Raw genomic sequence first — 11,695 nt, forward strand, 5'->3', positions numbered from 1 at the left:
CTACTACAATAAAATCAATACGATATACACTTGTTTACAATATTTTGAGGAGGTATTTTGTTGAGCGATCTTTTCGCATCCATTTACGATCAGGTGAAAAAAGAGCATCCTTCCATCGTACTGCCGGAAGGAGACGACGACCGTGTTGTTCAGGCAGCTTCGCGTTTGGGAGAAGAGAATGTCCTCACACCTATTCTCATTGGAGATGAACAGGAAATAGAAACGCGTGCCACGAATTTAGGTGTCTCTCTGGATAACGTTACGATCTTCAATCCAAAAACGTATGAAAAAATGGACGAGCTTGTAGCAGCTTTTGTAGCCCGCCGAAAAGGAAAAGAGACAGAGCGGACAGCAAAAGAAAAGCTGACAGACGTCAATTATTTTGGCACGATGCTCGTATATATGGATTTCGCAGACGGACTTGTCAGCGGGGCCGCCCACTCTACTGGAGATACCGTCCGTCCGGCGCTTCAAATTATTAAAACGAAGCCAGGTATTCAAAAAACGTCCGGCGTCTTCATTATGGTGAAAGAAGACCAGAAATTCGTATTCGCAGACTGCGCTATTAATATATCGCCAAACGCTGACGAATTGGCAGAGATTGCTATTTCCACCGCGGAAACGGCGAAATCGTTTGATATCGATCCAAAAGTAGCGATGCTCAGCTTCTCTACCAAAGGCTCGGCTGCCTCCATGGAAACCCAGAAGGTGTCTGAGGCGACAAAAACGGCCCAGGAGACTCGTCCAGACCTTGTTATCGACGGGGAGTTCCAGTTTGATGCTGCGTTTGTCCCGGCTGTAGCTCAGAAGAAAGCACCGGAGTCTCCGCTCCGCGGCGAGGCGAATATATTTATTTTCCCAAGCCTTGAGTCAGGAAATCTTGGTTATAAAATCGCCCAGCGTCTCGGTGGCTATGATGCTATCGGCCCGATTCTCCAGGGCTTGAACAAGCCGGTAAACGATCTTTCAAGAGGCTGCAGCATAGACGATGTTTATAAGCTTTCCCTGATCACTGCCAAGCAGGCTATCACCGAACGTGAAGCAGTGGCAAATAAAGGATCATAAAAGTAAAGAAACCTTCCGGAAGTTTTCTCCGGAAGGCTTTTTTGTGCTATTGCCGGGTGTCGTGCGTCTGTGTTTCCGGTACGGCGAGGTTATCAAAGTCATCTGCAAGCTTTTGAAGTCCATCGCTTAGCGCGTTGCCGCGAATTGGCATGCCGTGGCCCGTAACGGCAGCTGCCGGCTCGAGCTGGTTTAACTTCTCGACAGACTTTTTAGCTGCACTCCAGTCCATCGTTAAATATTTTGGCGGGCCGTGGATTTCAAGCTTCTGCGTTGTTACGCGGGAAAGAGACTCTTGTTTTACGGTAACAAAAGCGTCACCGGCAATAAGCGTCCGGTCTTCTTCCCGGAATAATGAAATATGCCCCGGCGTGTGCCCAGGTGTGTGCAGCCATTTCCATTCATTCAAATATGGGACGGAACCATCGGATGGGAGAGGCTGCACAACGTCTCCTAAATCGATTGGTTCAATTGGAAACCTTGGCGACATTTTCGCAACGAGTCCGCGGTCTACAGAGCTGTCCGCTTTTGGATATGCTTTCTGTCCGGTCAGATAAGGCATTTCTTCCGGGTGGGCGTAAACGGGGACATCCCATTTTTTAACGAGCTCCACCACGGTGCCCACATGGTCAAAATGGCCGTGGGTTAGAATGATAGCGTTTGGTTTATTGTTTGTTCCGTATAAGTCTTCGACTGCCTGAATAACTTTTTCTGAAGATTTAGGCATACCCGTATCAATCAGCACCCAGTTGTTGTTATTGTTATGCTGCTCCACGGTGCAGATATTAACAATTTTATTTGTATAAGCATGAACCCCCGGAGCCACAGTGTGCTCTTTGCCACTCTTCACCGATGTCATCGGCAGATATTTGTCTGCCATTGGATTATAAAGCTTTTCGTTCTTTTCTTCGCTCATCATGCTCCTCCTTTAGAAATGAGTATGTATGATACGTATTTCCGTGCCCTGTATAATTAAAACCACAAAAAAGACGGATGCCCACAGGAGCATCCGTCTAAAAAATATGATTACGCTTTGGAGGAAGCTCCTCCGCGAAGATCTTGTTCGATATCTTCGAGGCTGCGTCCTTTGGTTTCCGGAATAAACCGCAGTACGAATAAGAACGCAAGAACGCCCATAAAAGCGAAGATAACGAAAACCCAATTGATACCTATAGCGCCTAATAGAATTGGGAAGGTTAAGGAAACAATCAAGTTAGCAAGCGACAGCACGAGTGTCGTGATACCAGTCGCCGCTCCGCGTGCCTTCATTGGGAACAGTTCTGGAAGCATTACCCATACAACCGGTCCCCATGTGGCAGAGAAAAACATGATAAACACGCCAAGGAAGACCACAATCAGCCAGGCAACGAAAGTAGTGAGTTCGACGCTGAATAAGATGATGGATAGTATGGCGAGACTGCCGACCATGCCAACGTTACCGATTAAAAGCAGCTTTTTCCGGCCGAGCTTGTCGATCGTTGCGATTGCTACAAGCGTCATCAGTACGTTTACTGTACCGATACCGACTGTTCCAAGAATGGATGCGGCATTGCCGAGTCCTGCTTCTGTAAAAATGGTCGGCGCATAGTAAATGACGGAGTTAATGCCAATTAATTGTTGAAAGGCGGCGAGCAGACAACCAACCACAAGCATTGGCCGCAGCCATTTTGCTTTCAGGAGGTCACCGGTGCCTTCTTCAATGTTTTCAATTTCCTTCATTTGTTTCATTTCATCTTCAATTTCCGACTGATCGCGCGTCATGCCCATGACGTTTCGGGCTTCCTGTTCGCGGTCCCGCTTAATAAGCCAACGTGGGCTTTCCGGCATAAAGAGCACGCCGATCATAAGCAGAATCGCCGGCACAGCTGCGAGCCCGACCATCCAGCGCCAGCCTTCAATCGGAGTGAAGGCATAGTTCACTAGGTACGCAAGCAGAATACCAAGCGTGATCATCAGCTGGTTTAAAGACGCGAGGGCCCCGCGCTGACTTGTTGGGGCCATTTCCGATAAGTAAACAGGTACCAGCGCAGTTGAGCCGCCGACTGCCAGGCCGAGAATAATACGCCCGGTGATAAGTACACCAGCGTTTGGAGAAAAGGCAAGAGTCAATGAACCAATTAAGTATACGAGTGCTATTACAAATACAACCCGTCTTCGCCCAAACTTATCCGAGACATAGCCGCTCAAGCCGGCCCCTACAATAGCACCGGCCAGCAGCGAACTGACGACGACGCCCTGCAGAAAGTTCGACAGAGGGATGTCCTGATTAATGAAAAGCAAAGCGCCGGATATAACACCGGTTTCATAACCGTACAGCAAGCCGCCCAGGGCTCCAAAAAAGTATATCCAGCCTTTGCTTAAGCCGTTAGACATAATATACCCACCTTTAATTTTTTTGTCCTGACAGAATTCTTCCACGTTTGAAGGTGTCCCAAACATTTCCATTCAAAAAATTCATAAGAAAACAATCGCAAACAACATGTGCCTTGGGCTGCATAAGGTTTTCCTATGAGCGTGGCTGGGTAGCTTTTTTGTTTCTTGCAAGCACCCGCTCGTAATAGTGAGTGAAGCGGGCCTGTTCGTCTTCTGTAAGCTGATCCTCGTGCACAGAAGCCCCCAGGCGCTCTGCTGTCTGCTGCATCCGCCTGTTGATGTCCTGAATGGAAAAAGCAGTTCCGTACAACTCTTCAAGAGAAGTCATCACAGAAGGATCAACGGCCGGCCAGGTGATCTTTGTATCTGCCTGATCATTAGCGGCCCGCTCGTAGAATTCCCGTAAAACCTCTGCACGGGCAGCTCCGCTCCGGGTAACCGCCAAATAAATCTGCACCGCTACACCGCCCCGGATGCGGCGTTGCGAAATTCCGGCAAATTTTTTTCCGCCGATGCTTAAATCATAGGACCCTGGACAGTACGAGCCGACGATCTCATAGGCATCAATATAGCCCGGGCTGTCAGCAAATACTTTCTGAATAAATGCCCACATCCATTCATAGCCGGCATGGATAGAAGTCCCGCGTTCTTCTTTAAAAATAAGGGAAAGATTATAAATTCCTTCATCAAGCACAACAGCAAGGCCGCCCGAATTGCGTACAATCACTTCGTATCCCTGCTCCCGGAGATATTCAAGTCCGTCGGCCGCAGCCGGCAGCCGGGTATCCTGAATGCCCAGTACAACAGTGGGGGCATGGACCCAGGCACGCATAACAGAAGGGGAAGAACCCTCTCCAAGACTCACACAAAAATTATCATCAAAGGCAAAAGATTGCAATGGATCCATACTTAATCCTGTAGTGGAATGGTCGATCCACCGCCATCTCTTCCCTGTAAAAATATCTCTCATTACCATTTTATGTACCCCGATTCTATTCATTTTCATTTTGATCGATTTTATTATAACACTGCTATTTCTATGTAAGGTATTACATACTGCTAAATAATAGAAGAAACCAGGATTTTTCCTTTCCAAATGAGATAATGAACAGTATAATTACGGTATCTGCCTGAAAGAGTTTTTAGTGGAGGGGCCCAAAAACAACATAGAGAGAATATTCATAATATTTATATTTGAAGAGGGGGACCTGGTCATGAACAAAAAATTAACGATTTGGATTTTAATCGCGCTCGTCGCAGGTGTGATTGCAGGGATCATTCTAAGCTTTGGTCCGGACAGCGTGTACAATCCGTTGGATACATATGTGCTATATCCTATCGGCGAAATTTTCCTTAATTTAATTACGATGCTCGTAGTACCGATTGTGTTCGTTTCGATTACACTCGGGGCAGCGGCTTTGAACCCAAGAGATCTAGGGCGGATTGGGGGCAAGACGATTGCGTTTTACCTTGTGACGACCGCGATTGCCCTGACCATCGGTGTTATTGTTGCTTATGTGCTTCAGCCGGGGGCCGGCGGAGACTTTGATATTCAAAACGCCAGCTATAACGCAGAAGAAGCGCCTTCCATTACTGACACCTTGCTTGGCATTATTCCGGACAATCCGGTACAGGCGATGGCAGAAGCGAACATGCTGCAGATTATTGCCTTTGGTATCTTTGTTGGTATTTCCCTTGCCATGCTTGGAAGTAAGGTATCGATGGTGACAAAATTCTTCGAACAATTAAACGACATTCTTATGTTTTTGGTTACAATTGTTATGTACACAGCTCCGTTTGGCGCCTTTGCCTTAATTGCTTCTGCAATTGGCGAAGCGGGACTGGGAGGCCTCCAGTCCATTCTAATGTATGGTCTTGCAGTTATTCTTGCTCTCGTGCTCCAGGCAGCTGTAGTTTACACTCTTGCTATCTCTTTGCTTGGCAAGGGCAATCCGCTCACTTTCTTTAGAGAATTCTTCCCGGCGATGGCTGTGGCTTTCAGTTTATCGAGTTCGAGTGGAACGCTGCCGATTTCGATGAGGGTGGCCCAGGAACGGCTGAAGGTAAGCAAGCCGGTATCAAGCTTTGTTCAGCCGCTTGGCTCGACGATTAATATGGACGGTACCGGCATTATGCAGTCCGTGGCGGCAGTATTTATTTCGCAGGCGTACAGCATCGAACTTTCCTTTACCCAGGTAATTGTGATTATTCTGACGGCAACACTGGCAAGCATCGGTACTGCCGGCGTGCCGGGCGTAGGACTGATCATGCTTTCACTTGTGCTTACCCAGGTGGGGCTGCCAGTCGAAGGTATTGCCCTGATTATCGGTATTGACCGTCTTCTTGATATGCTCCGGACTTCCCTGAACGTAACAGGCGACGCCGTATGTGCGTTTGTCATCGACCGTTCGGAGAAGCGGAAACGGGGAGAAGACATTGAACACATTGGAGCGGAATGATTTTAACAAGTACCGGCGGCATATGCTGCCGGTATTTGTTATGGCTGCTTTTTTTGCTAAGCCAGGAAAGAAATTGCTATAATAATAGTATTAGATACACGATCAGCGGACCCGCTGAAACAGAAACGGAAAGGAACGCAATGACCATGCCGGTTGGAAATAAGAAGCTTCCAGAAGAAAAAGTGTTTAAGGATCCGGTCCACCGCTACATTCATATTAGTGATGAGCTTATTTGGGATCTGGTTGGGACAAAAGAATTCCAGCGGCTGCGCCGTGTACGCCAGCTCGGAACGACGTTTCTGACATTTCACGGAGCGGAGCATACCCGCTTTAATCATTCCCTGGGCGTGTATGAAATAATGCGTAGAATTATCGAAGTATTTGAAGGCCGTCCGCATTGGAATGGGAATGAGGGACTGCTTTGCCTGAGTGCGGCGCTCCTACATGATATCGGTCACGGTCCGTTTTCCCATTCGTTTGAAAAAGTGTTCAACACAGATCATGAAGAATGGACGCGCCATATCATTTTAGGGGATACAGAAGTAAATACCGTTCTTCGGCGGATGGGAGAGGATTTTCCCCAACAGGTTGCAGATGTGATCGAAAAAACCCATCCGAATAAATTGATTGTCAGCATGATCAGCAGCCAAATTGATGCCGACCGGATGGATTATCTGCAGCGGGATGCCTTTTACACCGGGGTCAGCTACGGTCATTTTGATATGGAGCGCATACTCCGGGTCATGAGACCGACAGAAGACCAGGTGGTAATTAAGGCGACCGGCATGCATGCGGTGGAGGATTACATTATGAGCCGGTATCAAATGTACTGGCAGGTATATTTTCATCCGGTGACGCGGAGCGCAGAAGTAATACTGACCAAAATCCTGCAGCGCGTCAAAGACCTTAAAAACGAGGAGTACCCATTCAAATATCCTCCGCACCACTTTGAAAGCTTTTTCCGCGGGGCCATTACGCTCGAAGATTACCTGGACCTCGACGAGTCGGTTGCGATGTACTATTTCTTAATGTGGCAAAAGGAAGAAGATGCGATTTTGCAGGATTTGTGCCGTCGCTTCATGAACAGGCGGCTGTTTAAATATGTGGAATTTGACCAGCATTTTATGATGAACGAATGGCTGCGCCTGCAGCAGCTGTTTGCAGATCTCGGGGTGGATCCTGCCTATTATCTGGTCGTCGATTCTTCTTCAGACCTGCCTTATGATTTCTACCGCCCTGGTGAGGAAGAGGACCGGGTGCCGATTCATCTTTTAATGCCGGACCGCCGCCTTCGCGAATTGTCGAGAGAATCGGATGTAGTAGAAGCAATTTCAGGTAAAAAACGAACCGATCACAAGTTATACTACCCTTCAGAAGTTCTTGAGGAGCCCGGCCAAGAAGATACAAAGCAGCAGATTAAGGACATCCTTCATTTGAAATTAGGGAAAGTGGAACGTTAACCGCGCCGTCCTTCCGGTTGAAGCCGGAAGATACATACAGAATCAACAGAAAGAGAGGGGTGCAGCACATTATGTTACCGGATCATGCCAAAATCATGGCCCTGCTTGAAGATACCGAAGAAGTTATTGGACGAAAAAAACTCCAAAAAATCGTGTACATTGGAAAAAAGCTGAACCTTCCCTTCCAGGAAAAATATACGTTCCGCATGTACGGGCCTTATTCAGAGGAGCTGACGCTGCGTCTCGAAGAGCTGTGCGGCCTTGGCCTTATTACAGAGTGCAAAGAGACAAAAGCCGGCTACTATCAGTACCGGTACGAGCTTTCAGAAGACGGGGCTTCTTTTTTGGAAAAGTTTCCGCTCGATTGGCCGGCCGAGCGGGCAAAGCCTGTACTGCAGAGCCTGAATAACCAGAGTGCCCGATTTTTAGAGCTTGTTTCCACGATGCTTTATTTTGATCACCTGCCCAATGAAGCAGTGGAAACCCGGGTGGCCGAGCTGAAAAAAAGCCAGAATTACCGCCCCGAAGAATTCAAAGAGGGCTGGGAATATATCGAATCGTTGCAGAATCAGTAAGAAAACAGGTACGATAAGGATAAGGAACGATTAAAGGAGGAGCTTTTTACGAATGAGTGAATTCAGTAAAGATAATAATAAAGGCGCTGAAAAGAAACGCGGCAGCCAGTTTAATATTTTAAGCGGGGACGCCACTAAAGGGGACGGCGGCTTTAATGCCGGCGCCCTCAGCCTCGATAATGTGACCCCCGTCTTTATCGATCCGGCGGAAGATGCGGCTTTCATTGATATGGGAGCGCTGCACGCCAGATCCGAACCGGAAAAGCGGGTGAAATTCGGTCCGGATAAAAGCAACGTGCCGGACGGCAAATTGTACTGGCTCGTATGGGTGTCCACAGAGCATGGTGAAAATGGCCCATATTATGCCGGCCTCGGCGCCTGCGAGATGCTCGTAGATAAAAAAGCCCGCCGTGCATACAAAAGTATGCCGGAGCATGTAAACAACTTGGATAAAGCAATCAAAGGACGCATAGCGATCGCGCATATGGATGAGCATTCCCGCTACATCCTGCAGGAATATCTAAAAGCATTTAACCGGAACATGTGGGACAATTCGACAGAAGAGCTGTATGAGGCTTTCCGCGGAGCGGCGGAGCAATAAAAACTGGGCGTGCGGGAATGTTTCCCGCACGTTTCGTCTGTGAAAAGAGGAGGAACGTTCATGGAAACGTGGTTTACGGAAAAACAAACGGAGCACTTCGGCATTACGGCCCGTATTACGAAGACACTGCATTCTGAGCAGACCGATTTCCAGCAGCTCGATGTAGTGGAAACAGCAGAGTTTGGAAACATGCTGCTGCTCGATGGCATGGTCATGACAACAGAAAAGGATGAGTTCGTTTATCATGAAATGATGGCCCACGTGCCGCTTGCGGCACATCCGGAGCCAAAGCATGTGCTAGTTGTCGGCGGTGGCGACGGCGGCGTTATCCGGGAAGTGCTGAAGCATCCCTCGGTAGAAGCAGCTACGCTGGTGGAAATTGACGGGCAGGTGGTGAAGTATTCAAAAAAATATCTACCTGCCATCGCCGGGGCGCTTGAGGATCCACGGGTGGACGTGCAGGTGGCCGACGGATTTATGCATATCGCAGAAAGTGAATCAGCGTATGATGTGATTATGGTAGACTCCACAGAACCGGTGGGTCCGGCCGTGAAGCTGTTTGAAAAAGGTTTTTATGAAGGAATTCACCGGGCACTAAAAGACGACGGCATCTTTGTCGCCCAGACGGACAATCCGTGGTTCCACGCGGACCTGCTTCGGACGGTGTATAACGACGTAAAAGAAATATTTCCTCATACCGACGTGTATACCGCCAACATTCCGACGTATCCGAGCGGCCTGTGGACGTTTACCATCGGTTCAAAGCAGTACAAGCCCAAAGAGGTGCACCGGCGCCGGGCTGAAGAGCTGGATACTCACTACTATACGGCGGATATACACGAAGCAGCATTTGCGCTGCCGGCTTTTGTGCAGCGTGGCCTTGAACGGAAGGAGGGGTAATGATGGACGCCTTTGATCCGGCTTACACTGGAAAGGTGTTTATCGGGAGCTCTGCTTCCTATGAGGATAGCAGCGTAGTGCTGTACGGTATGCCAATGGACTGGACGGTCAGCTTTCGGCCGGGCTCCCGTTTTGGCCCGAACCGGATCCGGGAGACCTCTATTGGCCTTGAAGAGTACAGTCCTTATCTGGATAAGCATCTGGAAGATTATTCGTATCACGATGCAGGAGACATGATGCTTCCATTCGGGAATCCGGCCAAAAGTATAGAGATTATTAAAGAAACGGCAGGCCGTTTCTTTGCAGATGGCAAATTCCCTCTTGGCATAGGCGGCGAACACCTGGTTACCTGGCCGGTTATGCAGGCGGCTTGTGTACATGATCCGTCCGTTGCTTTCATCCATATTGATGCGCATACAGACCTTCGGGAAGACTATGAAGGAGAGCCGCTGTCCCACGCCACCCCGGTGCGGAAAATCTGTGAAAAAATAGGGCCGGAAAACGTGTACTCCTACGGAGTGCGCTCTGGGGAAAAAGAAGAGTTTGATTATGCCCGCACATCCGGCATGCATTTCTCTCCGTTTGAAGTAGCAGAGCCGCTAAAGCGGGACTTGCAAGAACTGCAGGGCCGCTCGGTGTATGTATCGATTGACATTGATGTATTAGACCCGGCGCACGCTCCGGGCACGGGGACGGCAGAAGCTGGCGGCATTACGTCAAAAGAACTGCTGGAGGCCATTCATGCAATTGCTGCTTCCGGAGTTCATGTGGTCGGGGCCGATATTGTAGAAATTTCCCCGCCTTACGATAGCGGCGACCAGACCGCAATTGTGGCTGGAAAATGCATTCGGGAAATGCTTCTTGGCTGGACAAAATAGAAGTTCTGGCCATTAGAAAGTCCGGCAAGCCCCTACGAGGCCTGCCGGACTTTTATTTATGCCAGACGAACGGGAAGCTCCGTGAGGCCGCGCATGAGTATGCCGGGGCGCCACTCCAGTTCAGCAGAAGACGTATCCAGCTGGAGTTCGGGAAAGCGTTCGAGCAGCGTATTTACAGCGACTTCCGTTTCAACTCTGGCAAGCGGGGCCCCGAGACAGAAATGCATGCCTTTACCAAAAGCAAGATGTTTGCTTTGGCCGCGGGTAATGTCGAAAACGTCCGGATCCTCAAATGCTTCGGGATCGCGATTGGCTGCATCGAGAGCGACAAGCACGTGGTCCCCTTTCTGGATTGTCTTTCTCTGGATTTCTACGGTTTCAGCGGCCCAGCGGTCGGTGCTGAATTCAACAGGCCCCTCGAAACGGAGCATTTCTTCAATGGCCGGGCGGATGAGCCCGGGCTGCTGCCGTAACGTGCGCATCTGCTCCGGATGCGTCATTAAAGCAAATAGGCCATTTGAAATGAGGTTTACCGTTGTTTCATGCCCGGCGATAATTAACAGCGAAACGACGCCGTAAAGCTCCTGCTCGGAAAGACGGTCGCCTGCTTCCTCTGCCTGGATGAGTTTACTGACCATGTCATCCTCCGGGTGTTCCCGTCTGGTGGCTATCCATTCCCTAAGATAGGAAGTGAATTCCTCCGTATGCTGCTGAATTTTTTCAGCCTTTCCCGGGTCGTTGGACGCTTCGACGAGAGTGTTGGACCAGGTCCGGAATTTATCTCTGTCCTCGCTTGGCACGCCAAGCATTTCGCAAATAACAATGATCGGAAGCGGAAAAGCAAAATCGTCGATAATATCGATTTGGGAGCGGCCCTGCATATCATCAATCAGTTCATTTGCAATTTCTGTAATCCTGCCCCGGAGCTCTTCGATCATTTTTGGTGTAAATGCCTGCTGAACGAGCCCGCGCAGTCTTTTATGATCCGGCGGGTCCGCAAAAAGCATATTTTGCGAAAAAATATTTTTCTGTGCTTCAGCGCGTTCTGCTTCATTTAAAAAAACAGTGAAATCCTTAATGAAACGTGTGTCTTTTAGAACAGCAACAGCATCTTCGTACCGGGTGATGATCCATGCGTAATGGCCATCGGGCATTAAGGCCTGGTGTACCGGGTCATGCTGGCGGAGAGATTGAAAGGCAGGGTACGGGTTCTGGTTAAAGGCGTGGGTGAACAAGCCGGCATCTTTGCTGTTGAACTCATTATTCATTGTAATCGGCTCCTTTATAGTAGGCTTGACAAGAAAGCATCCGCGCATTTAAAGAGACGGGGACAGGTTAATGTTATTCCCGTTTTTTCGAAAGCGTCATCATTGTTGTTTGAAGAAGA

The 11,695-nt window shown here is 48.9% G+C and carries 11 protein-coding genes; 7 read left to right on the forward strand and 4 right to left on the reverse strand.

The genetic code is table 11. The features are described 5' to 3' along the window. The first annotated feature begins 60 nt into the window (after window positions 1–60). Entirely contained in the window at window positions 61–1,065 is a 1,005-nt protein-coding gene (pta, locus tag ACTTK6_RS08430) for a phosphate acetyltransferase (protein ID WP_079474556.1), read from the forward strand. Between the two features lie 46 nt (window positions 1,066–1,111). Here pta and ACTTK6_RS08435 read toward each other — a convergent pair whose 3' ends face one another. The 3 genes from ACTTK6_RS08435 to ACTTK6_RS08445 all read right to left on the reverse strand — a co-directional run bounded on the left by ACTTK6_RS08435 (window position 1,112) and on the right by ACTTK6_RS08445 (window position 4,411). After that, on the reverse strand, window positions 1,112–1,978 hold the full coding sequence (locus ACTTK6_RS08435; RefSeq protein ID WP_462833174.1) for an MBL fold metallo-hydrolase: 867 nt from the start codon (window positions 1,976–1,978) through the stop codon (window positions 1,112–1,114). Between the two features lie 110 nt (window positions 1,979–2,088). Continuing rightward, on the reverse strand, window positions 2,089–3,435 hold the full coding sequence (locus ACTTK6_RS08440) for a sugar porter family MFS transporter (protein ID WP_462833175.1): 1,347 nt from the start codon (window positions 3,433–3,435) through the stop codon (window positions 2,089–2,091). Window positions 3,436–3,568: 133 nt separating this feature from the next. Further along, window positions 3,569–4,411, reverse strand: a complete 843-nt coding sequence (locus ACTTK6_RS08445) for a lipoate--protein ligase family protein (protein ID WP_462833176.1) — start codon at window positions 4,409–4,411, stop codon at window positions 3,569–3,571. 238 nt (window positions 4,412–4,649) lie between these two features. Between ACTTK6_RS08445 and ACTTK6_RS08450 the strand changes: the two genes are divergently transcribed. The 6 genes from ACTTK6_RS08450 to speB all read left to right on the forward strand — a co-directional run bounded on the left by ACTTK6_RS08450 (window position 4,650) and on the right by speB (window position 10,308). Beyond that, window positions 4,650–5,894 carry a dicarboxylate/amino acid:cation symporter gene (locus ACTTK6_RS08450; protein WP_462833177.1) on the forward strand — a complete coding sequence of 415 codons (1,245 nt, stop codon included), beginning with the start codon at window positions 4,650–4,652 and terminating at the stop codon, window positions 5,892–5,894. Window positions 5,895–6,040: 146 nt separating this feature from the next. After that, window positions 6,041–7,354: an HD domain-containing protein gene (locus tag ACTTK6_RS08455; protein WP_079475048.1), complete on the forward strand. Its 1,314-nt coding sequence runs from the start codon at window positions 6,041–6,043 to the stop codon at window positions 7,352–7,354. Window positions 7,355–7,425: 71 nt separating this feature from the next. Then, a complete protein-coding gene (locus ACTTK6_RS08460) occupies window positions 7,426–7,929 on the forward strand; it encodes a YwgA family protein (RefSeq protein WP_079474561.1) in 504 nt (167 codons plus the stop codon). A gap of 52 nt (window positions 7,930–7,981) precedes the next feature. Then, the gene (locus ACTTK6_RS08465) at window positions 7,982–8,530 is read left to right on the forward strand and encodes a YwhD family protein (RefSeq protein ID WP_079474562.1); all 549 of its coding nucleotides are present in this window, start codon (window positions 7,982–7,984) and stop codon (window positions 8,528–8,530) included. Between the two features lie 60 nt (window positions 8,531–8,590). Continuing rightward, complete coding sequence (speE, locus tag ACTTK6_RS08470; RefSeq protein ID WP_462833178.1) at window positions 8,591–9,430, forward strand: polyamine aminopropyltransferase; 840 nt, start codon at window positions 8,591–8,593, stop codon at window positions 9,428–9,430. Between the two features lie 2 nt (window positions 9,431–9,432). Continuing rightward, entirely contained in the window at window positions 9,433–10,308 is an 876-nt protein-coding gene (gene speB, locus ACTTK6_RS08475) for an agmatinase (RefSeq protein ID WP_462833179.1), read from the forward strand. 56 nt (window positions 10,309–10,364) lie between these two features. Here speB and ACTTK6_RS08480 read toward each other — a convergent pair whose 3' ends face one another. Then, on the reverse strand, window positions 10,365–11,576 hold the full coding sequence (locus ACTTK6_RS08480) for a cytochrome P450 family protein (RefSeq protein ID WP_462833180.1): 1,212 nt from the start codon (window positions 11,574–11,576) through the stop codon (window positions 10,365–10,367). Window positions 11,577–11,695: the final 119 nt, after the last annotated feature.

The sequence above is a fragment of the Marinococcus salis genome (assembly GCF_054971365.1).

Excerpts from the sequence above, each read along its gene's own strand:
- ACTTK6_RS08435 (WP_462833174.1), bottom strand. The coding sequence starts at position 1,978 with ATGAGCGAAGAAAAGAACGAAAAGCTTTATAATCCAATGGCAGACAAA.
- ACTTK6_RS08440 (WP_462833175.1), bottom strand. The coding sequence starts at position 3,435 with ATGTCTAACGGCTTAAGCAAAGGCTGGATATACTTTTTTGGAGCCCTG.
- ACTTK6_RS08445 (WP_462833176.1), bottom strand. The coding sequence starts at position 4,411 with ATGGTAATGAGAGATATTTTTACAGGGAAGAGATGGCGGTGGATCGAC.
- ACTTK6_RS08450 (WP_462833177.1), top strand. The coding sequence starts at position 4,650 with ATGAACAAAAAATTAACGATTTGGATTTTAATCGCGCTCGTCGCAGGT.
- ACTTK6_RS08455 (WP_079475048.1), top strand. The coding sequence starts at position 6,041 with ATGCCGGTTGGAAATAAGAAGCTTCCAGAAGAAAAAGTGTTTAAGGAT.
- ACTTK6_RS08460 (WP_079474561.1), top strand. The coding sequence starts at position 7,426 with ATGTTACCGGATCATGCCAAAATCATGGCCCTGCTTGAAGATACCGAA.
- ACTTK6_RS08465 (WP_079474562.1), top strand. The coding sequence starts at position 7,982 with ATGAGTGAATTCAGTAAAGATAATAATAAAGGCGCTGAAAAGAAACGC.
- speE (WP_462833178.1), top strand. The coding sequence starts at position 8,591 with ATGGAAACGTGGTTTACGGAAAAACAAACGGAGCACTTCGGCATTACG.
- speB (WP_462833179.1), top strand. The coding sequence starts at position 9,433 with ATGGACGCCTTTGATCCGGCTTACACTGGAAAGGTGTTTATCGGGAGC.
- ACTTK6_RS08480 (WP_462833180.1), bottom strand. The coding sequence starts at position 11,576 with ATGAATAATGAGTTCAACAGCAAAGATGCCGGCTTGTTCACCCACGCC.